The following is a 22,799-nucleotide window of genomic DNA, read 5'->3' as shown; positions in this document are numbered from 1 at the left end:
ACTCCACACTCATTCGAAGCAATTTTCGATTATTATGGATTCGTGGCTATTACTGCAGAGAGCAAAAAGACTGATCTAACTCGTTTGGTCGTTAAGGGCGCACGAGAACACAACCTCAAGAACGTGGACATTGATCTGCCGCGCGATGCGATGATCGTGTTCACCGGACTGTCCGGTTCGGGCAAGTCGTCGTTGGCATTCGACACCATCTTTGCCGAGGGGCAGCGACGCTACGTCGAGTCGCTCTCTGCCTATGCCCGAATGTTCCTGGGCCAGGTGGACAAGCCAGACGTGGACTTCATCGAGGGTCTGTCCCCAGCGGTGTCCATCGACCAGAAGTCGACCAGCCGCAACCCGCGGTCCACCGTGGGTACCATCACCGAAGTCTATGACTACATGCGTCTGCTCTGGGCGCGTGTGGGCCACCCGCACTGCCCGATCTGCGGCGAGCCGATCTCAAAGCAGACCCCGCAGCAGATCGTCGACCAGCTCATGGAGCTGCCCGAGCGCACCCGCTTCCAGATCCTGGCCCCGGTGGTCCGTGCGCGCAAGGGCGAGTTCGTCGACCTGTTCGCAGAGCTGTCGGCCAAGGGGTTCTCCCGCGCCCGCGTCGATGGGGAAACCATCCAACTCAGTGATCCTCCGAAGCTGGCCAAGCAGGTCAAGCACACCATCGAGGTGGTCGTCGACCGTCTGGTGATCAAGGAAGACGTCCGCCAGCGCCTGACCGACTCCATTGAAACCGCCCTGGGCATCGCCGACGGACGCGTGCTCGCAGACTTCGTGGACCTGGACGAGGGAGACCCCAAGCGGGTCCGCTCCTTCTCCGAGAATCTGGCCTGCCCTAACGAGCATCCGCTGGCCATCGACGAGATCGAGCCGCGCACCTTCTCCTTCAACAACCCCTTCGGCGCCTGTTCCGCCTGCTCGGGCATCGGCACCAAGCTGGAAGTGGACGAGCACCTGATCGTTCCCGACCCCGAGGTCACGCTGGCCGACGGCGCGATCGCCCCCTGGTCGCTGGGCAAGGCCACCACCGAATACTGGAACCGCCTGATCGAGGGACTGGGCAATGAGCTCGGTTTCACCATGGACACCGCGTGGAAGGACCTTCCTGCACCGGCGCGCCAGGCGATCCTGAACGGCAAGGACCATAAGGTGGTCGTGCAGTACAAGAACCGCTTCGGCCGCGAACGCAAGTACTCCACCGGCTTCGAGGGCGTCGTCTCCTATGTGCACCGCAAGCACGAGGAAACCGAATCCGACCACGCGCGCGACCGCTATGAGCAGTACATGCGCCAGATCCCCTGCCCTACCTGCAACGGTGCCCGCCTGAACCCTGCCTCGCTCTCGGTGCTGGTGGGCGGCAAGTCGATCTCCGAGGTTGCGGCCATGGACCTGCGCAGCGCCGCCGAGTTCCTCACCACCCTGGAACTGAGCAGCCGCGAAACGAAGATCGCCGTGCAGGTGCTGAAGGAAATCGGCGCCCGCATGAAGTTCCTGTTGGATGTGGGGCTCGAGTACCTGACCCTTGAACGCGCGGCGGGAACGCTCTCCGGCGGCGAGGCCCAGCGCATCCGCTTGGCCACCCAGATCGGCTCCGGCCTGGTGGGCGTGCTCTACGTGCTCGACGAACCCTCCATCGGCCTGCACCAGCGGGACAACCGCCGGCTGATCGACACCCTGCTGCACCTGCGTTCGCTGGGCAACACCCTGATCGTGGTGGAACACGACGAGGACACCATCGCAGAGGCCGACTGGATCGTTGACATCGGACCCGGCGCCGGCGAACACGGCGGCGAGGTAGTGCACTCTGGCTCCGTGGACGGGCTGAAGGCCAACACCAAGTCGCTGACCGGCGACTACCTTTCGGGCCGCAGGCAGATCGAAATCCCCGCCAAGCGCCGCAAGGTGGACAAGGAGCGCAAGCTCAAGGTCGTCGGCGCCAGTGAGAACAACCTGCAGAACGTCTCCGTGGATTTCCCGCTCGGCGTGCTCACGGCGGTGACCGGCGTGTCGGGGTCGGGCAAGTCCACCCTGGTGAACGACATCCTGTACAAGGTGCTGGCCAACAAGCTCAACGGCGCCAAGCAGGTTCCCGGGCGCCACACCCGCGTGCAGGGCCTGGAGCACCTGGACAAGGTGGTCCATGTTGACCAGTCGCCGATCGGACGCACCCCACGATCAAATCCCGCCACCTACACCGGCGTGTTCGACAACATCCGCAAGCTCTTCGCCGAGACCAACGAGGCGAAACTGCGCGGCTACCAGCCGGGCCGCTTCTCCTTCAACGTCAAGGGCGGACGCTGCGAGTCCTGTTCGGGCGACGGCACGCTGAAGATCGAAATGAACTTCCTGCCCGACGTTTACGTCCCCTGCGAGGTCTGCCACGGCGACCGCTACAACCGCGAAACCCTGCAGGTGCTCTACAAGGGCAAGAACATTGCAGACGTGCTGAACATGCCGATCAGCGAGGCCGCAGAGTTCTTCAGCGCCTTCACCCCGATCGCCCGCCACCTGAAGACCTTGGTGGATGTCGGCCTGGGCTACGTGCGGCTGGGCCAGCCGGCCACCACGCTGTCCGGAGGCGAGGCGCAGCGCGTCAAGCTTGCCGCAGAGCTGCAGAAGCGCTCCAACGGACGCTCCATCTATGTGCTCGACGAACCGACCACTGGCCTGCACTTCGAGGACATCCGCAAGCTGCTGCTGGTGCTGCAGGGCCTGGTGGAGAAGGGCAACACCGTGCTGACCATCGAGCACAACCTGGACGTCATCAAATCCGCCGACTGGATCATCGATTTGGGCCCGGAGGGCGGTTCGGGCGGCGGGACGATCATCGCCACCGGCACCCCGGAAAAGGTGGCAAAGGTTGCAGAATCGCACACCGGAAAGTTCTTGGCGGAGATCCTCTAGCGATCCGCGTCAGCGCTGGCCCGAAACAGGGCGCGGGTATGGGAAATATGTGTTCTCAGTTATGAATGTCTAACCCACGCCCGCTTCATGGGATGATGTCTAGGTGAATATGTCGGTTGCAAGCGTGCTTTTCGATCTCGACGGGACCCTCGTTGACCCTGCCGGATCCATCACTTCGGGGATTCGCTATGCCCTGGTGGCGCATGGAATCGCGGATCCGGGCGAGGAGCGCGTCGAAGCACTGGTGGGTCCGCCCCTGCAGATCGGGCTGCGCACCCTGGACGGTGTCGACGATGAGAACATCGACGCCATCATCGACACCTATCGGACCCGCTACGCCGAGGTGGGCATGAGCCAATCACGGCTCTACCCGGGCATCCGCGAACTGCTCACCGCGCTGCGCAGCGAAGGCATTCACGTGGCTGTGACCACCGCGAAGCCGGAGCACATCGCCCGTGAGCTGATTGCAGCGCAGCGGCTGACCGATTGCCTCGACGCGGTGCACGGGAATACCAGCGAACACGGCGGGCACGGTTCAAGCAAGGCGCACATCGTCGCCGCAGCGCTTCACGCCGGAGCACTTGACCCCGCGCGCAGCGTGGTGGTGGGGGACCGCCACTACGACATCGACGCCGCCAGGGCCAACTCGGTGGCATCCATCGGCGTGAACTGGGGCTTTGCGCAGGGCGGCGAGCTGAGCATCGCCGACTACCGGGTGTCCACCACCGCCGCTTTGGCCGACCTGCTGTTGGGGGCAGAGCGCGCAAAGCAGATTAAACTTCATGAACTGATGCAGGAAGGTGCACAGTAGATGAGCCTCTACACCATGACGCGTTCTTCGATTCGCGGCATCATCCACGGCGTGTGCCGCGCCGAGGTGACCGGTCTGGAGAACGTGCCTAAAGAGGGCGGGTTTATTGTCGCCTCCAACCACCTGTCGTTCTTCGACTCGTTGATCATCCAGGCGCTGACGCCGCGCGATGTCGCGTTCTTTGCCAAGGCCGAATACTTCACCACCCCCGGAATCAAGGGCAAGGTGATGAAGTCGTTCTTCGAATCCGTGGGTTCCATTCCGGTGCAGCGTGGAGAACAGGCTGCCTCCGTGGCAGCGCTTGACTCCCTGGTGGAGATCATCGAGTCCGGCAGCGGCATCGGCATCTACCCCGAGGGCACCCGCTCCCGCGACGGCAAGCTCTACCGTGGACGCACCGGTGTGGGCTGGCTGGCGCTGACCACCGGCGTACCGGTGGTCCCGGTCGGGCTGATCGGCACCGAAAAGCTGCAGCCAGCAGGCTCCAAGGGATTCAGGCCCACCAAGTTCAAGATCCACTACGGCGAGCCGTTGTACTTCGACAAGCTCGGCCGCAAGCACCCGCTGCCGCAGCGCCGCCTTGCCACCGACCGCATCGTGGACGCCATCGCCGAACTCTCCGGGCAGGAACGCGTGGATTCGTACAACCAGCTGCCGCCGGACGCCAAATAAGCCATGGCAGATCCAGCCAGCTACCGGCCGAAGACCTCTGACATCCCGACCAACCCCGGGGTGTACCGCTTCCGCGATGAACACGGCCGGGTCATCTACGTCGGCAAGGCAAAGGTCCTGCGCAACCGGCTGCTGTCCTATTTTGCGAACCCTGACAGGCTGACCCCCAAAACCAGGACCATGGTGTTCACCGCCGCCAGCGTGCAGTGGACCGTCGTGGGTTCGGAGCTTGAAGCGCTGCAACTGGAGTACACCTGGATCAAGGAGTACACCCCGCGCTTCAATATCGTTTTCCGCGACGACAAGACCTACCCCTACCTCGCGGTGACGATGGACGAAAAATATCCGCGCGCCCTGGTGATGCGCGGGGACAAGCGCAAGGGCGTGAAGTACTTCGGCCCGTTCTACCCGGCCAAGGCGATCCGCGAAACCCTAGACACGCTGCTGCGCGTCTTCCCGGTGCGCAGCTGCGCCCCCGGAGTCTTCCGCCGCGCCGAAGCCTCGGGCAGGCCCTGCCTGCTGGGGTACATCGACAAATGCGCCGCCCCCTGTGTGGGACGCATCAGCGAGGAAGACCACCGCCAGCTGGCCGAAGACCTGTGCACCTTCATGTCTGGGGAGGCAACCCGCTTCACCAAGGCGCTGACCCTCAAGATGCAGGAGGCGGTGGCGGAGCTCGAATATGAGCGGGCGGCACGCTACCGCGATGACATCGCCGCACTGAATAAGGTCTTCGAGCGCAACGCCGTGGTGCTGGCGCAGAACACCGACGCGGATATCTTCGGCATCCACGGCGACGAGCTGGAAGCGGCGGTCCAGGTGTTCCACGTTCGCGACGGGCGCATCCGCTCCCAGCGCGGCTGGGTCGTTGAAAAGGTCAGCGACCTGACGGATGCCGAATTCATCGAACAGCTGCTCACCCAGGTCTACGCAGACCATGCGGACAGGATCCCGCGGGAAATCCTGGTCCCCGCCATGCCCGAAGACCCTGAAGAGGTCACCACCTGGCTCACCGAGCTGCGCGGATCTAAGGTTTCGCTGCGCATTGCCCAGCGCGGGGACAAGGCGGCGCTGGCTTCCACGGTGGAGGAAAACGCGGAGCAGGCGCTGCGCCTGCACAAATCCAAGCGCGCCAGCGATATCACCACCCGTTCGCTGGCCATGCAGGAACTGCAGGATGCGCTGGGTGCCGAGCAGGCGCTGCTGCGCATCGAATGCTACGACGCATCCCATACCCAGGGCACGAACGTCGTCGCCTCCATGGTCGTCTTCGAGGACGGGCTGCCCAAGAAGAGCGAGTATCGCAAGTTCTCCATCACCGGCGAGGCGGCCCGCGACGATACCGCCAGCATGTACGACGTCATCCACCGCCGCTTCAGCCGCTACCTGAAGGAGAAGGTGGACCCGAACGTCTTTTCCGGCGGCGAGGTCGAAGCCGGCACCGCCGAGGTGAAGAAGTTCGCCTACCCGCCGTCGCTGGTGATCGTCGACGGCGGCCCGCCCCAGGTGGCCGCCGCACAGCAGGCCCTGGACGACCTCGGCATCGACGACATCCCCGTGGTCGGCCTGGCCAAGCGTTTGGAAGAGCTATGGCTGCCGGATGATCCGTTCCCGCTGATCCTGCCGCGCGCCTCCGCCGCCCTGTACCTGGTGCAGCGGCTGCGCGATGAGGCGCACCGCTTCGCCATCACCTTCCACCGAGCCAAGCGCGGCAAATCGATGCTTGAATCCGAGCTGGATGCGATCCCGGGTCTCGGCAAGGCCAAGCAGGAGGCGTTGCGCAAGCACTTTGGTTCGATGAAGAAGATCCGGGCCGCTGGCGTGGCAGAGCTGATGCAGGTTTCGGGGATCGGCGAGAAGCTGGCAACGACAATTAGGGATTCACTGGAAGGTTCGTCACCAAACGCTGTAAACATGACGACCGGCGAAATTCTAGACTAGCCTTGAGATATGAGCGCTGAGTATGAAGCCCTAAAACCCCCTGAATCCGAGCTGGTCATCGTTACCGGCATGTCAGGTGCCGGCCGCACAACGGCAGCCCACGCATTGGAAGACCAGGACTGGTATGTGGTGGAGAACCTGCCGCCCGCTATGCTGTGGCCGCTGACCGAACTCATGAGCCGGTCCCAGGGCTCGGTGACCCGCCTTGCGGTGGTTATGGACGTGCGCTCCAAGGAGATGTTCCCGGAAATCCGCGACGCCCTGGCAAACCTCCGCTCCAGCGGCATCAATTTCCGCCTGGTGTACCTGGATGCCAGCGACGAAGTTTTGGTGCGCCGCTTTGAGCAGGGACGACGCCCGCACCCGCTGCAGGGCGACGGTCGCATCGTCGACGGCATCCAACGCGAACGCGGCATCACCAGCGAATTGCGTGAAGCGGCGGAAATCGTACTTGATTCATCGAATATGTCGGTGCACGATCTCTCCCGCGCCGTCTATGAGCTGTTCAGCGAATCGGGACCGGTGATCCTGCGGATCAACGTGATGAGCTTCGGCTTCAAGTACGGTGTACCCACCGACGCCAACTATGTGGCAGACGTCCGATTCATTCCCAACCCGCATTGGGTGCCGGAGCTGCGCCCGCAGACCGGCAAGGACAAGGAAGTCTCCGACTACGTGCTCTCCCAGGAGGGCACCGGTGAGTTCATCGAAAACTACCTCAAGGCCCTGGAACCGGTGTTCGAAGGGTACCGCCGGGAAAACAAGCACTATGCCACGATTGCCGTGGGCTGCACCGGCGGCAAGCACCGTTCGGTGGCCACAAGCATTGAACTCGGTCGGCGCCTGGCCCAGCTGCCCAATGTCCGCGTCAACGTAAGCCACCGCGACCTAGGGCGTGAGTAGGGTTTATGGCGTACGCAACCGGTCCCATACCGCTGCAGAACCTGAACCGCACCGATAACTACCAGAGCCCGTCGGTGGCTGCATTGGGCGGAGGGCACGGACTAGCGGCATCGCTGTCGGCGCTGCGCCGGCTCAGCACCGACCTGACGGCCATCGTCACCGTCGCCGACGACGGGGGCAGTTCGGGAAGAATCCGTGGTTCCTTCGACGTGCTTCCCCCGGGTGATCTGCGCATGGCCCTGGCGGCGTTGTGCGATGACAACGACTGGGGCAGGACCTGGCGGGATGTCATGCAGCACCGCTTTGCCTCCCAAGCGAATATGGAAGAGCCGTTGAACGGCCACTCGGTGGGAAACCTGCTGATCCTGGCCCTGTGGGAACTGTTGGATGACCCAGTGGCTGGTTTGCGCTGGGCCGGTGCCCTGCTCGGGGCGCGCGGACAGGTGCTTCCGATGAGCACCGTACCGCTGTCCATCCAGGGTGAAGTCCTGGAGTCGGACCCGCTGTCCGACGCACTGGTTCGCCGCAAGATCAAGGGCCAGGCCAAGCTGGCCAAGGCGGGCAATGGGGGACTGGTCACAAATGTCAGCCTTGAACCTGGCGATGCACCGGCCTGCGGTGAGGCGCTGAACGCCATTGAACTGGCCGATTGGGTGGTCTTGGGTCCAGGGTCTTGGTACACCTCGGTGCTGCCGCACCTGCTGCTTCCGGACATGCGTCGCGCCATCGCCAACACCCCGGCAAAGCGCCTGTTGACGATGAACCTAGATCTTGAAACTGCAGAAACTGCTGGACTAGATGCCGCGGCGCATCTGGAAGTGCTCGGACGCTACGCGCCAGAGGTAAGATTCGACGCAATTTTGGCTGATGAATCGCTTGTTAACAATAAAGAACGATTTGAGCTCGCAGCGCAAAAACTCGGTGCACGGACCTTTTTTAGTAGAGTAGGTGTGTCTGACGGTCGTGCCGTGCACGACCCGTTGCGTTTAGCGGCGGCCTATCATGAGGTGTTTACCGCGATCGGATCCTAGGAAGATCCAAAGTAAGGGAGTTTGATTCATGGCATTGACGGCTTCCGTCAAAGACGAGCTGTCGCGGGTAGAAATTCGCAAGCCTTCGGTTCGCAAGGCCGAGGTTTCGACCATGCTCCGTTTCAGCGGGGGATTGCATATCGTCTCCGGACGAATTGTCATCGAAGCTGAGGTGGATCTGGCGGCGACTGCCCGCAGATTGAAGATTGCCATTGGCGAGTTGTACGGCCACGACGCAGAGATCGTCATGGTCTCCGGCTCGGGCATCCGCAAGGGCAGCCGCTACATAGTCCGCGTCTCCAAAGACGGCGAAGTGCTTGCCCGGCAGACTGGTTTGTTGGATCAGCGCGGCCGGCCGGTGCGCGGCCTGCCCTCGGTGATCGTCAACGGTTCTACCGCCGACGCCGAAGCGGTGTGGCGTGGCGCGTTCCTTTCGCATGGTTCGCTGACCGAGCCGGGACGCAGTTCTGCACTGGAGATCACCTGCCCGGGCCCGGAAGCTGCCCTGGCGCTCGTCGGTGCTGCGCGCCGCTTGGGACTGACGGTCAAGGCCCGCGAAGTGCGCGGCGTAGACCGCGTGGTGATCCGCGACGGCGATGCAATTGCTCAGCTGCTCACCCGCATGGGAGCTCATGATGCTCTGATGGTGTGGGAGGAGCGTCGAATGCGCAAGGAAGTTCGCGCCACGGCCAACCGCCTGGCAAACTTCGACGACGCAAATCTGCGTCGCAGCGCCCAGGCGGCGGTGGCCGCCGGAGCCCGCGTGGAGCGGGCCCTTGAGATTCTGGGTGACGAGGTGCCCACGCATCTGCGTTACGCCGGATTGCTTCGCCTGGAACACAAACAGGCGTCGCTGGATGAGCTCGGTCGGATGGCCGAGCCGCCCATGACAAAGGACGCGATTGCCGGCCGCATCCGTCGCCTCCTGGCGATGGCTGACAAAAAAGCCAGCGATCTGGGAATACCAGGAACCGAGTCCAGTGTTCCAGTAGATGAACTGGAACAGTAATTCGTCCCCGTGGCACTCTCGCCGCGGAGATTCAACCAATTGAAAAGATTGAGGAGAATCATGGCTGTTTATTCACTGCCAGAACTGCAGTACGACTACGCCGCACTTGAGCCGAACATCTCGGCCCGCATCATGGAGCTTCACCACTCGAAGCACCATGCAGCCTACGTTGCCGGCGCCAACTCGGCACTGGAGCAGCTGGCTGAGGCTCGCGAAAAGGGCGAGTTCGGCAACATCCCGAAGCTGTCCAAGGACCTGGCTTTCCACCTGGGTGGTCACACCAACCACTCGATCTTCTGGAACAACCTGTCCCCAGAAGGCGGCGACAAGCCTGAGGGCGAGCTGGCTGCGGCAATCGACGAGTACTTCGGTTCTTTCGATGGCTTCCGCGGTCACTTCACCGCTGCGGCAATGAGCCTGCAGGGTTCGGGCTGGGCAGTTCTGGCATACGACGCACTCGGCGGCCAGCTGGTTATCGAGCAGCTGTACGATCAGCAGGGCAACGTCCCAGTGGCAACCACCCCGCTGCTGATGCTGGACATGTGGGAGCACGCCTTCTACCTGGACTACGTCAACGTCAAGGCTGACTACGTCAAGGCCTTCTGGAACATCGTGAACTGGGCTGACGTTCAGGCTCGCTTCGAGGCTGCACGCAACGGCGCAGCTTCGCTGATCGTTCCAGGCAAGTAAACTTACTTTTTCGGTAAGTTACCTCACAATTCTCGCTAAGTTAGCGTAGAATATTCATGTGTGTAGCGGATCCCGGTTATTGCCGGGATCCGCAAGCACGGCACAACGAAGTGTCCTCTTAAAGCAGGCCACTTCCGTTTGAGTGCGGTCGTGGCATCAAAATCCCATTTAGAGGAGATAGTCACGTGACAACCCGTGTTGGAATCAATGGTTTCGGTCGAATCGGACGCAACTTCCTGCGTGCAGTTCTGGCCCACAAGGCAGACGTAGAAATCGTCGCCGTCAACGACCTTGGTTCAATCGATTCGCTGGCTCACTTGGTGAAGTTTGATTCCGTGCTCGGCCCGCTGGGCGAGTCGGTTTCCGTGTACGGCGACGAGATCATTGTCGGTGAACGCCGTATCAAGGTTCTTTCCGAACGCAAGCCAAGCTACCTTCCATGGCGTGAACTGAATGTGGACATCGTTATCGAGTCCACCGGCCTGTTCACCAAGGCCGACGACGCGCGCCACCACATCGAAGCCGGCGCCAAGAAGGTCATCATCTCGGCTCCAGCCAAGCATGAAGACATCACCATCGTGATGGGCGTCAACCACGACAAGTATGATCCGGCGAGCCACGCCATCATCTCGAACGCTTCGTGCACCACCAACTGCCTGGCTCCGGTGGCCAAGGTGCTCAACGATGAATTCGGCATCGTCGACGGCCTGATGACCACCATCCACGCCTACACCGCAGACCAGCGCCTGCAGGACGCTCCGCACCGCGACCCACGCCGTGCCCGCGCCGCAGCGTTGAACATGATCCCTACCTCCACCGGTGCCGCCAAGGCCATCGGCGTCGTACTTCCAGAGCTCAAGGGCAAGCTCAACGGCTTTGCCATGCGCGTTCCAGTGCCCACCGGTTCGGCCACCGACCTGACCGTCAACCTGGCTCGCACCGCCACCGTAGAAGAGATCAATGCGGCATTCGAAAAGGCTGCCAGCGAGGGCAAGCTTTCCAAGTACCTGGAATACTCGACCGATCCACTGGTCTCCTCGGACATCGTCACCAACCCGCACTCTGCTATTTTCGATTCAGGTTTGACCACCGTGATCGGTAACAGCGTCAAGGTTGTCGCCTGGTACGACAACGAGTGGGGATATTCCTCACGCCTTGTTGACCTTGTCGAATTCGTAGGTTCAAGCCTCTAGTCGATAACCTAGAGACATGTCTTCACATACTCTCGACGAATTGATCGCTGACAACGGTGTCCGTTCACGTTATGTTCTGGTCCGCAGCGACCTGAACGTACCGCTCGATGGAGCCACCGTGACCGATGACGGCCGCGTCCGCGCCTCCCTGCCTGTCATCTCCAAGCTGGTTGACGCCGGCGCCAAGGTGATTGTGATGGCCCACCTGGGTCGTCCCAAGGGCCAGGTGGACCCGAAGTACTCGATCGCACCTGCTGCCAAGCGCCTGAACGAACTTGCAGACTTCGACGTGGCAGTTGCCGCCGACGTGGTGGGCGAGTCAGCCCGCGCCGCGGCGGCAGACCTGGCCGACGGTTCCGTGCTGGTTCTTGAAAACGTCCGCTTCGACGTCCGAGAAACCTCCAAGGTCGACGCGGAGCGCGAAGAGTTCGCCAAGGAACTCGCCGCGCTGACCGGCGAGAACGGCGCCTACGTCAACGACGCCTTCGGTGCAGTGCACCGCAAGCACGCCTCGGTGTACGATATCGCCGCACTGCTGCCAAGCTACCAGGGCGACCTGGTGGCCACGGAGGTCAAGGTCCTCAAGACCCTGACCGAGGCTCCCAAGCGCCCCTACGTGGTGGTGCTGGGCGGTTCTAAGGTCTCCGACAAGCTGGCTGTTATCGACAACCTGCTGGGCAAGGCCGATCAGCTGCTGATCGGCGGCGGCATGGCCTTCACCTTCCTCAAGGCCCAGGGCTACGCCATCGGCGGCTCCCTGCTGGAAGAAGACCAGATTGCCACCTGCCAGGAGTACCTGGTGCGCGCTGACAAGCTCGGCTGCGACATCATCGTGCCTACCGACGTTGTCGTCGCCGACAAGTTCGGCGCAGACGCCCGGCACGAGGTGCTGGACGCAGACAAGATCGAGGAAGCGAGCTTCGGCTCCAACGGCCTCGGCCTTGACATCGGTCCAAAGTCGGCCGAGAAGTTCGCCAGCTACATCACCGGCGCGAACACCGTGTTCTGGAACGGCCCGATGGGCGTTTTCGAGATCCCTGCGTTCGCCGAGGGTACCCGCACCGTGGCCCAGGCCCTGGCGGATTCGGAAGCCTTCAGCGTGGTAGGCGGCGGTGACTCGGCCGCGGCTGTCCGCGCCCTGGGCTTCTCCGAAGACGACTTCGGCCACATCTCCACCGGCGGCGGCGCCTCCCTGGAGTACCTCGAAGGCAAGACCCTGCCGGGTGTTGCCGCACTGGAAGGCTAATGATGACCATTTCGCAGAACGGCGCCTATGTGCGCCAGCCGCTGATCGCCGGCAACTGGAAGATGAACATGGACCACGTCCAGGGCATCACCCTGGTGCAGAAGCTGGCGTGGACCCTGAAGGACGCAGGTCACGAATATGACCGTGCCGAAGTTGCAGTGTTCCCGCCCTTCACCGACATCCGCGGTGTGCAGACCCTGACCCTTGGCGACAAGCTCGACGTCGTCTATGGTGCACAGGACCTGTCTACCCAGGATTCGGGTGCTTACACCGGTGAAATCTCCGGCCAGTTCCTGAAGAAGCTCGGCTGCACCTACGTGCTGGTGGGCCATTCGGAACGCCGCGAGTACCACAACGAGACCAACCAGGTCATCGCCGCCAAGCTGGCAGCCGCCTACCGCCATGAGATCACCCCGGTGCTCTGCGTGGGCGAAGGCTTGGAGATCCGCAAGGCTGGGGAGCATGTTTCCTACACGCTGAACCAGCTGAACGAATCGCTTGAAGGCGTCAGCGCCGAGCAGGCCGATAACCTTGTGATTGCCTATGAGCCTGTTTGGGCCATCGGCACCGGTGAAGTTGCAGGTCCGGCCGATGCTCAAGAGATGTGCGCAGCCATCCGTGCAGCCCTGGTAGAGCGCTTCGGCGAGGACATCGCGGAGAAGACTCGACTGCTGTACGGTGGAAGCGTGAAGGCAGCGAACGCTGCAGCGATCATGCGTGAACGCGACGTTGACGGCGTGTTGGTTGGCGGGGCCAGCCTCGACGCCGAAGAATTTGCTAATATAGTCAGGTTCGAGCATCATCTCGTCACCGACTGAATCTAACTAAGGACCGTCGTCTTGGATATTCTCAAGATCATTCTGCAGATACTGCTGGGAATCACTAGCGTTCTGCTCACCCTCTTGATCCTGCTGCACAAGGGCAAGGGCGGTGGCATGTCCGACATGTTCGGCGGCGGCATGACCAGCTCGATGGGATCCTCGGGCGTTGCTGAACGCAACCTGAACCGCATCACCATCATCCTTGGCTTGGTTTGGGGCGCGGTCATCATCGGCCTAGCCCTGATTCTTAGGTTCAACGTCGAAATGTAGAACTTCGTCGTATAACGAAAACCGGAGGCCATCTGAGAAATCAGATGGCCTCCGGTTTTATTTAAGCTGGGTGAACCGGACCTAGCTGCCAGCGTTTTCTACAGCCAGCTCGACCACCCGCTGTGCGGTGCCCCAGGACAGGGTCACGCCGGCGCCGCCGTGGCCGTAGGCGGCGATGACAGGCACCGCCTGCCCCTGAACGCGCTCCAATCGGATCTTCTGACGTGCAGGTCGCAAGCCCACTTTGTGCTCCAGTACTTCCAGGTTCTCCAGCCCGGGAACGAGTTTCGCGGCCCGGGCCAGGATCGCTACGGCCGTCTCCGGCTCGACCTCGCGGTTCCAGTCGTTCGCCGTGTCGGTGCCGCCGACGATGATGTCATCGCGGCGCGGAATGATGTAGGTGACGCCCTCCGGGTAGTCGTCGTCGCACAACCAGTCGGTCAGGCCCTTGGTGTTGGCAAGGCGCACCACCTGGCCGCGGATGGGGTAGACGCTGTCATCGTCGCCCAGCAGCTCGCCACCGCGCAGGCCCGCCGCGAGCACGACGAGATCTGCCTCATTCTTCAGCTGCGACAGGTCGGTGACGGTTTCCTGCACGAATGCAACGCCCAGGGCCGCGACCTGTTCGCGCAGCCAGCCCAGGTAGGTGGTCATGGTGATGATCGGCAGGGTCGCGTAGACGCCGGAATTCGCGCCGTCTGGCAGGTCTTCCTTCGGCGCCTCGGAGGTGTCCTTCACGATCTTCGTCCATGAACGGTCGGAGTCCGGCAGGTGGTCGATGTTCAGGCCGTAGCGCAGGTCGATCCCGGTCTCGGGGATGGACGAGAGTTCTTCGAAGCGGGCCAGCGAGTGGCGCAGCAGCCGGTCTGCTGCCTCCGAGTTCTCCGAGTGGTAGGGGAACCAAATGGCCGCAGCCACGGAGGATACCGATTCAAGCAGCGGCTGGTCGTGGATGACAGTGACCCGGTGGCCAGCCTTGGCCAGTTCATGGGCGCTAGTTAATCCGATGACGCCCGAGCCGATGACGGTGATGTTCATGAAAGGTGATGCTCCTAATCTTCGTTGATGAGGGTCAAATGGCACAGACCGGCATCTCCTTAGAAAAGGTGATGCCGGTCTGTGAGTGTGGTGTTTAAAGCAGGGTTGCAGCTGCGCGGTCCACCAGCCACCGGGTGGCCTGTGTGCCGTGCGCGGCGCTGGCGGGTACCGCCGCCTCGTTGACCTCGTGCTGGGCGGCGGCCAGGGCCGGCGCCTTCTCTGCACCTGCCACCAGCAGCCACACCTCGCGGGCGGTATTGATGGTGCCCATGGTCAGCGAGACCCTGTCATCGGGCGGCTTGGGGGAGTTGTGCACGGCAATTGCGCCGAGTTCATCGGACCGAGTGTGGTTCGGGAACAGCGAGGCAATGTGCGAATCCGGTCCCATGCCGAGCATCAGCACGTCGAAGGCGGGCGACGCGGCGCCCTCTTCGGCTTCCTGCGCCAGCAGCTCGGTGTAGGCGGCGGCGGCTTCTTCCGCGCTGGAGAACTGGTCGGTGGATCCCATGACGTGCACGGTGTCCAGTTCCAGACCCAGCGGCAGCAGCGCGTCGAAGAGCTCCTGAGCCTGGCCCGCATTTCGATCCGGCGAAGAGGATTCAACGAAGCGTTCATCGCCCCACCAGAAATGCACCTGCGCCCAGTCCACGGCGACCTTGGCGGGGTTGGCCGCCACTGCCTTCAGCGCGGCGATGCCCAGCGAACCCCCGGTGAGCACCACGTGGGCCACGCCGCGGGCGGCGACGGCATCGGCGATCGAGGTGATCAGCCGGGCAGCGATGCCCTGTGCGGTGGCCTGCAGGTCATCGTGGATGACGATCTGTCTAGCGATCACTGGAACGGATGCTCCTCAGGTTGGTCAGGGCCAGGCCGCGGGTGACGACCTCGCCGAATACATCGTCGGCATCCAGGCGGCGCATCTCCTCGGCCAGGCACTGAGCCACCGAACGACGCGGCAGCGAGATGCGCTGGGGTGCGGTGCCCGGAAGGTACAGGTGCGCCACCGCGCCGGAGGGGCGGGACAGTTCGACGTCGCCGCCCTCACGCGCCAGACGCACCGAAGACAGGCCGCCGGTGGACTTGTCTGCGGCGATGGTCACCGGCACCTGGAGGCACATGGTCAGCCAGGCCGCCAACAGCGTGGTGGACGGGGAATTCTCCGAGCCCTTCACAGTGATGCCTGTCAGCCCTTCGGTGCCGATCAAATCCAGGATGCTCGCCAGCTGGGCGCGCCACAGGGTCAGGCGGGTCCAGGCAAGGTCGGTGTCGCCCGCACGGTAGCTGGAGATGCGGCTGAACAGCGCCGCGGTGGGATCTTCCATCTCGCCGGAATCGGTAATGCGGCGGTGGGCGATCTTGCCCAGCGGGGTGTTGTACGGGTCGGCCGGCACGCCGTGCGGCCACCAGGCCACGATCGGGGCATCGGGCAGCAGCAGGGCTGAAATCAGCGCCTCGTCGGCCTCCATGTCGGGGCCGTGGGTGCGCATGACGATGACCTCGGAGGCGCCGGCGTCACCGCCCACGCGGATCTGCACGTCCAAGCGGTTCTCGCCCTGGGCCGAGCCGCGCACCACCACGATGATGCGGCAGGGGTGCTCGCGGCTAGCCAAGTTCGCCGCGTCGATGGCGCTTTCGGCGAAGCCCTCGCGGGTGATCACCACCAGGGTCAGTACGCGGGAGAGCGCCACCACGCCGTGGGTACGGCGCGAGGACAGCAACTTCTTGGCCACCTTGGAAGTGGTCGTATTGGGAAGATCGATCATCATGGGCGTCGCCACGTCCTTCCGTCTTTGGCCATCAGCTCATCGCTGCTGGCTGGCCCCCAGGAACCCGGGGCGTAGGGCTCGGGCTGCGTGGGCAGCGCGGCCCAGTACTCCTCGAACGGATCCAGGATGCGCCAGGACTGCTCGACCTCTTCATGGCGGGGGAACAGCGGCGGCTCGCCCAGCAGTACGTCGAGGATCAGGCGTTCATAGGCCTCGGGGGAGGATTCGGTGAACGCGTTGCCGTAGCCGAAGTCCATGGTGACATCGCGGATCTCCATCTGGGTGCCGGGCACCTTGGAGGAGAAGCGGATGGTTGCGCCCTCGTCGGGCTGCACGCGGATCACAAACGCGTTCTGCCCGAACTCGTCGTCCTTGTGGTCGGTGAACAGCAGGTTCGGGGCCTTTTTGAACACCACGGCGATCTCGGTGACGCGCCGCCCCAGGCGCTTGCCCGCGCGCAGGTAGAAGGGCACGCCCGACCAGCGTCGGGTGTTGATGTTCAGCCGCACCGCCGCATAGGTTTCGGTCTTCGACTTGGGGTTGAAGCCCTCCTCATCGAGGAAGCCGACCACCTCTTCGCCGCCCTGCCAGCCGGAGGTGTACTGGCCTCGCGCGGAGGCGGCGCCCAGGTCCTCGGGCAGCTGGACCGCGGCGAGCACCTTCTCCTTTTCGCTGCGCAGGTGGTCTGCGTTGAAGGAGATGGGCTCCTCCATGGCGGTCAGCGCCAGCAACTGCAGCAGGTGGTTCTGGATGACGTCGCGGGCGGCGCCCACGCCGTCGTAGTAGCTGGCGCGGCCGCCGATGCCGATGTCCTCCGCCATGGTGATCTGCACGTGGTCTACGTACTTGTTGTTCCACAGCGGTTCGAACATCTGGTTGCCAAAGCGCAGCGCCAGCAGGTTCTGCACGGTTTCCTTGCCCAGGTAGTGGTCGATGCGGAACACCGAGTCGGGCGGGAACACCGATTCGACGATCGCATTCAGCTCGCGGGCGCTGGCCAGGTCGTGGCCGAAGGGCTTTTCAATGACCACGCGTTCCCAGCCGGGATTCGCGTCGTTGGCCAGCTTGTGTTCGGAGAGCTTTTCGCAGACCACGTCGAACCAGCTGGGCGGGATCGAGAGGTAGAAGGCGTGGTTGCGGCCGGTGGAACGGGTTTCGGCCAGCTCGTCCAGGGTGGCGGAGAGCTGCTCGTAGGCGGCGTCGTCGTCAAAGGCGCCGGAGATGAAGCGCATGCCGGAGGCCAGCTGGGTGAACACCGTTTCGTTGAACGGGGTGCGGGAGCTGGCGAGGATCCATTCGCGGGCCTGGGCGGCGAAGTCCTCGGCGCTCCAGTCGCGGCGGCCGAAGCCGACGATGGCAAAGTTCGGGGGAAGCAGGCCGCGGCTTGCAAGGTCGTAGACCGCTGGCATCAGCTTTTTGCGGGCAAGGTCGCCGGTGATTCCAAAGAACACCAGCGCGCCCGGACCGGCGATGCGGTTAAGCCGCCGGTCGCGGGCGTCGCGTAGTGGATTGCTCATGGTCCCTTACTTCGCTGCCTCAAGCAGGGCGGCGATTCCAGCCTGGCGGTCGGTGAGGTTCACGCGCAGCACCGGGCGGTGGTGCGCGGCATCGGAGAGCACCCCTGCATCGCCGCTGGCCTGGGCGGTGATCAGGCCGCCGAAGCTGTAGGGGCGGCCGGGGATTTCCAAGTCCTCGCTGGCCGGGTGTTCGGCGGTGATCTGCAGGAACACGCCCTGTGCCGGGCCGCCCTTGTGGTACTGGCCTGTGGAGTGCAGGAAGCGCGGGCCCCAGCCGAAGGTCACCGGGCGTCCGGTCTTCGCCGCCAGCTCATCGCGCAGCGTCAGCAGCGCGGTGTCCTCGTTGCGGTTCAGGTAGGCCTGAATGGCAAGGTATCCGTCCGCACCCAGCTTGCCGGTCAGCTCCTCCAACGCACCGGTGAGGGTGTCTGCGGTGGTGCCGAACAGCTGTACGGCGCCGTCTACCGCGTCCGGTGCGGCGGCCGCGGGTGCGTCGAGCAGCGAACGGGCTGCCACCTTGGCGGCCTCCACATCCGGCTGGTCGAAGGGGCTGATGCCCAGCAGGTAGCCGGCCACCGCGGTGGCGTACTCGAAGATCATGAAGCTGGTGCCCAGCGGCGCACTGAAGTGCACGGCGGTGGCGTCCTCATCCACCTGCTCGGGCAGCTCGTCGTAGATGTACAGCGGCAGCACGTCGGCGGCCACGGTATTCAGCTCCGGGGCGCCCACGTGGGCGACGACCGGGAGCACACCCTTGGATTCCTTGCCGGTGGATTCGGCGATGAGCTGTTCCGCCCAGTCCCCGAAGCCAGGCAGTGCGTCGCCGACTCCGGCGATGACCAGCTTGTCGCGGCCCTTGGTGGCCATGGCGGCGCCCAGGTGCAGGGCAAGGTTGTCCTCGTCGTCCACGCTGAGTACATCGTGCAGCAGCCCGGCTTCCTCCACCAGCGCCTCGATGTCGGCGCCGGCCAGGCCGGACGGCACCAGGCCGAAGGCCGTCAGCGCGGAGTAGCGGCCGCCCACGTTCGGATCGGCGTTGAAGACCGCGCGCACGCCCTGAGGGTTGTCCATGGGGGAACCCGGGTCGGTGACGAGCACCAGCCGGGTGGCCGGGTCGATGCCGGCGGCCTGGAAGGCCGCCGTGAAGGCACGGCGCTGCGAGTCGGTTTCCACGGTGGAGCCCGACTTGGAGGCGACGACCACAACGGTGTGTTCCAGGTCGGTGGCGATGATCGGTGCGAGCATCGACGGGTCGGTGGTGTCGCAGATGACCAGGTCGACCTCGTCATGCGCGCAGATGACCTCCGGTGCCAGCGATGAGCCGCCCATGCCGCACAGCACGATGCGGGTCAGGCCCTCGTCGACCAGTTCATCGCGCAGTGCGTTGATTGCAGGGATCAGCTTTTCCGCTGCTTCAAAGGGGTTGACCCAGCCCAGGCGGATGGATGATTCGGCCTGCGCGGCGGGACCCCAGATCGTGGGGTCCTCGGCGGCGATGCGGCTGCCGATCTTTGCCTCGATCAGCGCTGGAAGCTGTGCATCGACGAAGGCGAGGGCGTCGCCGGAGGTGACAAGACCCAGTTCCATCTATTTTGCTCCCTTCAGGGCGACTGCCATGTCTTCGAGTAGTTCGATCCATGCGTCTTCAAACTTTGCCACGCCCTCGACCTCAAGCAGGTCGACGATCTCGTTGTAGTCGATGCCCAGGGCCGCGAGCTTGTCCAGCACGCGGTTTGCCGCATCGTAGCTGCCGGAGACGGCGTTGCCGCGCACCTGCGCCTGTTCAGCGGTGGCGTCCAGGGTCTTTTCCGGCATGGTGTTCACGGTGTGCGGGGCCGCCAGCTCGGTAACGTACAGGGTTGCCGGGTAGGCGGGGTCCTTCACGCCGGTGGAGGCCCACAGCGGGCGCTGTACGTGTGCTCCGGCGGAGCTGAGCACCTCGAAGCGCACTGCAGAGAAGGACTCCTCGAAGATCTGGTAGGCGAGGCGGGCATTGGCGACGCCTGCCTGACCGCGCACAGCCGCTGCGGCGTCGGTGCCGAGGGCATCCAGGCGCTTGTCGATCTCGGTGTCGACGCGGGAGACGAAGAAGGAGGCCACCGAGTGGATCTTCGACAGGTCCAGTCCCTTGGCGTGCGCCTTTTCCAGGCCCAGCAGGTAGGCGTTGACCACTTCGCGGTAGCGTTCGAGGGAGAAGATCAGGGTGACGTTCACGCTGATGCCCTCGGCGATGGTTTCGGTGATCGCCTCAAGGCCCGCCTTGGTGGCTGGGATCTTGATCAGCACGTTCTCGCGGTCCACGCGCTGATACAGTTCCTTGGCCTGCGCGATGGTGGTTGCGGTGTCGTGGGCCGCGCGCGGGTCAACCTCGATGGAGACGCGGCCGTCCACGCCGTCGGTGGCGTCGTAGATGCCCTTGAACAGGTCGCAGGCCGCGGCCACGTCGTCGCAGGTGATTTCCGTGATCGCGGTTTCCACCGAGTTGTGGGTCTGCGCCGCGATGGCTTCGCCGTAGACTGCTGCGTTGGACAGCGCGGCGGCGAAGATGGACGGGTTGGTGGTCACGCCGACGACGTTCTTTTCCTCGATCAGCTTGGCCAGCGATCCGCTGGTCAAGCGTTCGCGGGAGAGGTCGTCGAGCCAGATGGATACTCCGGCGTCGGTGAGGGCCTGAGTGTTGGGGTTGCTCATGTTTTTAGCAGTTCCTTTACTTGGCAGCGTTCTGTACTGACTTCTCGGCGGCGGCCACTACAGCTTCGGTAGTGATGCCGAATTCCGAGTACAGCAGCTTGTAATCGGCGGATGCGCCGAAGTGGTCAAGGGAGACGATCTCGCCGTTCGCGCCAACCAGCTCGCGCCAGCCCTGGGCCACGCCTGCCTCAACAGAGACACGGGCGGTCACGGCTGCCGGCAGGACCTCTTCGCGGTAGGCGTCGTCCTGCTTGGCGAACCATTCGTGGCTTGGCAGGGAAACGACGCGGGCCGCGATGTTCTTCGCCGCCAGCGCCTCGCGGGCCTCGACCGCCAACTCAACCTCGGAGCCGGTGGCCAGCAGGATGACATCCGGGGTGACCTCTGCGCCCTCGCGCACTGCCTCGGCCAGGATGTAGCCGCCCTTCAGGGTGCCCTCGGCGCCGCGGAAGCCTGCGGCCGAGCGGTCGTAGATCGGCAGGTTCTGGCGGGAGAGCACGATGCCCGATGGGGTGTCGGTCAGTTCAAGCATGCCGCGCCAGGCGTAGGCCACCTCGTTGGCGTCGGCCGGGCGCACCACGTCGAAGTTCGGGATGGCGCGCAGTGAGGCCAGCTGCTCGACCGGCTGGTGGGTTGGGCCGTCTTCGCCCAGGCCGATGGAGTCGTGGGTCCAGACGAAGATCGACGGTACGCCCATCAGCGCAGCCAGGCGGATGGCCGGGCGCTGGTAGTCGGAGAAGATCAGGAAGGTGCCGGAGAACGCGCGGGTTGGGCTGGAAAGCACAATGCCGTTCACGATCGATGCCGCCGCGTGCTCGCGGATGCCGAAGTGCAGCACCCGGCCGTAGGGGCTGGTGGACCAGGTGTCGGTGGCGCGGCGTTCGGGGGCGAATGACTTCGCGGTGGCGATGGTGGTGTTGTTCGATCCCGCAAGGTCGGCCGAGCCGCCCCAGAGCTCGGGCAGTTCATCGGCGATGGCGTTGATGACCTTGCCGGAGGCGGCGCGGGTGGCCAGCGTGGACCCCGGCTCGAAGACCGGGAGCTTCTCGGTCCAGCCCTCGGGGAGCTTGCCGGATTCAAGTCGTGCCAGTAGTTCTGCGTTGGCAGGGTTGGCGCGCTTCCATGCTTCGAAGTCCTGGTTCCAGGCTTCGTGGGCTGCGGCGCCTCGGGTGAGGGTTTCGCGGGCGTGGGCCAGCACCTCGTCGTCGATGGCGAAGTTGGCCTCTGGGTCGAAGCCCAGCGCCTTCTTCAGGCCGGCGACCTCTTCGGTGCCCAGCTTGGAGCCGTGGATGCCGCCGGTGTTCTGCTTGGTTGGCGACGGCCAGCCGATGATGGTGCGCAGCGAAATGATCGACGGGCGTCCGGTCTCGGCCTTGGCGGCGCGGATCGCCGCGTCCAGGGCGCCGAGGTCTTCAACGTATTCGCCGGTCTCGGTCCAGTCCACACGCTGGGTGTGCCAACCGTAGGCGGCGTAGCGTGCCAGCACGTCTTCGGTGAAGGCGATGTCGGTGTCGTCTTCGATGGAGATCTTGTTGTCGTCGTAGATTACGACGAGGTTGCCGAGTTCCTGGTGGCCTGCCAGCGAGGAGGCTTCAGAGGTGACGCCTTCCTGCAGGTCGCCGTCGGAGGCGATGACGTAGATGGTGTGGTCGAACGGGCTGGTGCCCGCTGCCGCATCCGGATCCATCAGACCGCGCATGCGGCGCTGGGAGTAGGCGAAACCAACGGCGGATGCCAGGCCCTGGCCCAGTGGACCGGTGGTGATTTCTACGCCGGCGGTGTGGCCGTATTCCGGGTGGCCGGGGGTCTTGGCGCCCCAGGTGCGCAGCGCGGCGATGTCTTCCATTTCAAGTCCGTAGCCGGAGAGGAAGAGCTGCAGGTACAGGGTCAGCGAGGTGTGACCAGGGGAGAGGATGAAGCGGTCGCGGCCGATCCAGTTCGGGTCCTTGGGATCGTGGCGCAGGTGCTTCTGGAAGATCAGATAGGCGGCCGGAGCCAAGCTGATGGCAGTGCCGGGATGGCCATTGCCAACTTTCTCTACAGCGTCGGCGGCCAGGACACGGGTGGTGTCAATGGCTTTGTGGTCCAACTCGGTGAGTGAGAACTCTTCTACTAAGGATTCAGTCGCCACGGCGGCGTTCCTTCCATTCAGGCTTGGACGGGAGATGTCTCCCGCTGACACGCAATACGCCGTCGGTCCTATGTACCCGGTGCTCGAGCTTAAGGGGTCATGGTTCGCGACGGCGCAATCAAGTTCAACTCTATCGCGAAACCGCCCTGTGATGCG

At 63.8% G+C, this 22,799-nt stretch carries 19 protein-coding genes; 12 read left to right on the top strand and 7 right to left on the bottom strand.

What is annotated here, in order from left to right; genetic code table 11:
* The first annotated feature begins 42 nt into the window (after positions 1 to 42).
* The 12 genes from uvrA to secG all read left to right on the top strand — a co-directional run bounded on the left by uvrA (position 43) and on the right by secG (position 13,500).
* Positions 43 to 2,913 carry an excinuclease ABC subunit UvrA gene (uvrA, locus tag RUH64_RS10180; protein ID WP_313813118.1) on the top strand — a complete coding sequence of 957 codons (2,871 nt, stop codon included), beginning with the start codon at positions 43 to 45 and terminating at the stop codon, positions 2,911 to 2,913.
* A gap of 109 nt (positions 2,914 to 3,022) precedes the next feature.
* Complete coding sequence (locus RUH64_RS10175) at positions 3,023 to 3,724, top strand: HAD hydrolase-like protein (protein WP_313813116.1); 702 nt, start codon at positions 3,023 to 3,025, stop codon at positions 3,722 to 3,724.
* Positions 3,725 to 4,396, top strand: coding sequence for a lysophospholipid acyltransferase family protein (locus RUH64_RS10170; RefSeq protein WP_313813115.1), 672 nt, complete (start codon positions 3,725 to 3,727; stop codon positions 4,394 to 4,396).
* A gap of 3 nt (positions 4,397 to 4,399) precedes the next feature.
* Positions 4,400 to 6,337, top strand: coding sequence for an excinuclease ABC subunit UvrC (gene uvrC / locus RUH64_RS10165; protein WP_313813112.1), 1,938 nt, complete (start codon positions 4,400 to 4,402; stop codon positions 6,335 to 6,337).
* Between the two features lie 9 nt (positions 6,338 to 6,346).
* Positions 6,347 to 7,240: an RNase adapter RapZ gene (gene rapZ / locus RUH64_RS10160; RefSeq protein WP_313813109.1), complete on the top strand. Its 894-nt coding sequence runs from the start codon at positions 6,347 to 6,349 to the stop codon at positions 7,238 to 7,240.
* 5 nt (positions 7,241 to 7,245) lie between these two features.
* The gene (yvcK, locus tag RUH64_RS10155) at positions 7,246 to 8,271 is read left to right on the top strand and encodes a uridine diphosphate-N-acetylglucosamine-binding protein YvcK (RefSeq protein WP_313813107.1); all 1,026 of its coding nucleotides are present in this window, start codon (positions 7,246 to 7,248) and stop codon (positions 8,269 to 8,271) included.
* A 28-nt stretch (positions 8,272 to 8,299) separates the two neighbouring features.
* A complete protein-coding gene (gene whiA / locus RUH64_RS10150) occupies positions 8,300 to 9,280 on the top strand; it encodes a DNA-binding protein WhiA (RefSeq protein ID WP_313813105.1) in 981 nt (326 codons plus the stop codon).
* A 60-nt stretch (positions 9,281 to 9,340) separates the two neighbouring features.
* Positions 9,341 to 9,970 (top strand): superoxide dismutase, encoded by a 630-nt coding sequence (locus RUH64_RS10145; protein ID WP_313813103.1) that lies wholly within the window; start codon positions 9,341 to 9,343, stop codon positions 9,968 to 9,970.
* A 185-nt stretch (positions 9,971 to 10,155) separates the two neighbouring features.
* A complete protein-coding gene (gene gap / locus RUH64_RS10140) occupies positions 10,156 to 11,163 on the top strand; it encodes a type I glyceraldehyde-3-phosphate dehydrogenase (RefSeq protein ID WP_313813101.1) in 1,008 nt (335 codons plus the stop codon).
* A 16-nt stretch (positions 11,164 to 11,179) separates the two neighbouring features.
* Positions 11,180 to 12,409, top strand: a complete 1,230-nt coding sequence (locus RUH64_RS10135; RefSeq protein WP_313813097.1) for a phosphoglycerate kinase — start codon at positions 11,180 to 11,182, stop codon at positions 12,407 to 12,409.
* A gap of 2 nt (positions 12,410 to 12,411) precedes the next feature.
* On the top strand, positions 12,412 to 13,227 hold the full coding sequence (gene tpiA, locus RUH64_RS10130; RefSeq protein ID WP_313813095.1) for a triose-phosphate isomerase: 816 nt from the start codon (positions 12,412 to 12,414) through the stop codon (positions 13,225 to 13,227).
* Between the two features lie 21 nt (positions 13,228 to 13,248).
* Positions 13,249 to 13,500 (top strand): preprotein translocase subunit SecG, encoded by a 252-nt coding sequence (secG, locus tag RUH64_RS10125; RefSeq protein ID WP_313813092.1) that lies wholly within the window; start codon positions 13,249 to 13,251, stop codon positions 13,498 to 13,500.
* Between the two features lie 81 nt (positions 13,501 to 13,581).
* Here the strand turns inward: secG and RUH64_RS10120 are convergent, their stop codons facing one another.
* The 7 genes from RUH64_RS10120 to tkt all read right to left on the bottom strand — a co-directional run bounded on the left by RUH64_RS10120 (position 13,582) and on the right by tkt (position 22,643).
* Entirely contained in the window at positions 13,582 to 14,538 is a 957-nt protein-coding gene (locus RUH64_RS10120) for an FAD-dependent oxidoreductase (RefSeq protein WP_313813091.1), read from the bottom strand.
* 94 nt (positions 14,539 to 14,632) lie between these two features.
* Positions 14,633 to 15,373 (bottom strand): 6-phosphogluconolactonase, encoded by a 741-nt coding sequence (gene pgl, locus RUH64_RS10115; RefSeq protein WP_313813090.1) that lies wholly within the window; start codon positions 15,371 to 15,373, stop codon positions 14,633 to 14,635.
* The gene (locus RUH64_RS10110) at positions 15,363 to 16,304 is read right to left on the bottom strand and encodes a glucose-6-phosphate dehydrogenase assembly protein OpcA (protein ID WP_313813085.1); all 942 of its coding nucleotides are present in this window, start codon (positions 16,302 to 16,304) and stop codon (positions 15,363 to 15,365) included. The genes pgl and RUH64_RS10110 overlap by 11 nt, the downstream gene beginning before the upstream one ends.
* On the bottom strand, positions 16,301 to 17,821 hold the full coding sequence (gene zwf / locus RUH64_RS10105) for a glucose-6-phosphate dehydrogenase (RefSeq protein WP_141364494.1): 1,521 nt from the start codon (positions 17,819 to 17,821) through the stop codon (positions 16,301 to 16,303). The genes RUH64_RS10110 and zwf overlap by 4 nt, the downstream gene beginning before the upstream one ends.
* Before the next feature lie 6 nt (positions 17,822 to 17,827).
* Positions 17,828 to 19,408, bottom strand: a complete 1,581-nt coding sequence (locus tag RUH64_RS10100; RefSeq protein ID WP_313813083.1) for a glucose-6-phosphate isomerase — start codon at positions 19,406 to 19,408, stop codon at positions 17,828 to 17,830.
* Positions 19,409 to 20,512 carry a transaldolase gene (tal, locus tag RUH64_RS10095; RefSeq protein ID WP_313813081.1) on the bottom strand — a complete coding sequence of 368 codons (1,104 nt, stop codon included), beginning with the start codon at positions 20,510 to 20,512 and terminating at the stop codon, positions 19,409 to 19,411. It lies immediately after the preceding gene.
* A gap of 16 nt (positions 20,513 to 20,528) precedes the next feature.
* Positions 20,529 to 22,643, bottom strand: coding sequence for a transketolase (gene tkt, locus RUH64_RS10090; RefSeq protein WP_313813080.1), 2,115 nt, complete (start codon positions 22,641 to 22,643; stop codon positions 20,529 to 20,531).
* Between the last annotated feature and the right edge of the window lie 156 nt (positions 22,644 to 22,799).

This window comes from Glutamicibacter sp., assembly GCF_032154645.1.
In the GTDB taxonomy this organism is placed as follows: domain Bacteria; phylum Actinomycetota; class Actinomycetes; order Actinomycetales; family Micrococcaceae; genus Glutamicibacter.
This window is presented reverse-complemented; position numbering and strand designations above follow the sequence as displayed.

What these genes read in the sequence shown, in the direction of transcription:
- RUH64_RS10175 (WP_313813116.1), top strand. Translation starts at nt 3,023, where the DNA reads ATGTCGGTTGCAAGCGTGCTTTTCGATCTCGACGGGACCCTCGTTGAC.
- RUH64_RS10170 (WP_313813115.1), top strand. Translation starts at nt 3,725, where the DNA reads ATGAGCCTCTACACCATGACGCGTTCTTCGATTCGCGGCATCATCCAC.
- uvrC (WP_313813112.1), top strand. Translation starts at nt 4,400, where the DNA reads ATGGCAGATCCAGCCAGCTACCGGCCGAAGACCTCTGACATCCCGACC.
- rapZ (WP_313813109.1), top strand. Translation starts at nt 6,347, where the DNA reads ATGAGCGCTGAGTATGAAGCCCTAAAACCCCCTGAATCCGAGCTGGTC.
- yvcK (WP_313813107.1), top strand. Translation starts at nt 7,246, where the DNA reads ATGGCGTACGCAACCGGTCCCATACCGCTGCAGAACCTGAACCGCACC.
- whiA (WP_313813105.1), top strand. Translation starts at nt 8,300, where the DNA reads ATGGCATTGACGGCTTCCGTCAAAGACGAGCTGTCGCGGGTAGAAATT.
- RUH64_RS10145 (WP_313813103.1), top strand. Translation starts at nt 9,341, where the DNA reads ATGGCTGTTTATTCACTGCCAGAACTGCAGTACGACTACGCCGCACTT.
- RUH64_RS10135 (WP_313813097.1), top strand. Translation starts at nt 11,180, where the DNA reads ATGTCTTCACATACTCTCGACGAATTGATCGCTGACAACGGTGTCCGT.
- tpiA (WP_313813095.1), top strand. Translation starts at nt 12,412, where the DNA reads ATGACCATTTCGCAGAACGGCGCCTATGTGCGCCAGCCGCTGATCGCC.
- RUH64_RS10120 (WP_313813091.1), bottom strand. Translation starts at nt 14,538, where the DNA reads ATGAACATCACCGTCATCGGCTCGGGCGTCATCGGATTAACTAGCGCC.
- RUH64_RS10110 (WP_313813085.1), bottom strand. Translation starts at nt 16,304, where the DNA reads ATGATGATCGATCTTCCCAATACGACCACTTCCAAGGTGGCCAAGAAG.
- zwf (WP_141364494.1), bottom strand. Translation starts at nt 17,821, where the DNA reads ATGAGCAATCCACTACGCGACGCCCGCGACCGGCGGCTTAACCGCATC.
- RUH64_RS10100 (WP_313813083.1), bottom strand. Translation starts at nt 19,408, where the DNA reads ATGGAACTGGGTCTTGTCACCTCCGGCGACGCCCTCGCCTTCGTCGAT.
- tal (WP_313813081.1), bottom strand. Translation starts at nt 20,512, where the DNA reads ATGAGCAACCCCAACACTCAGGCCCTCACCGACGCCGGAGTATCCATC.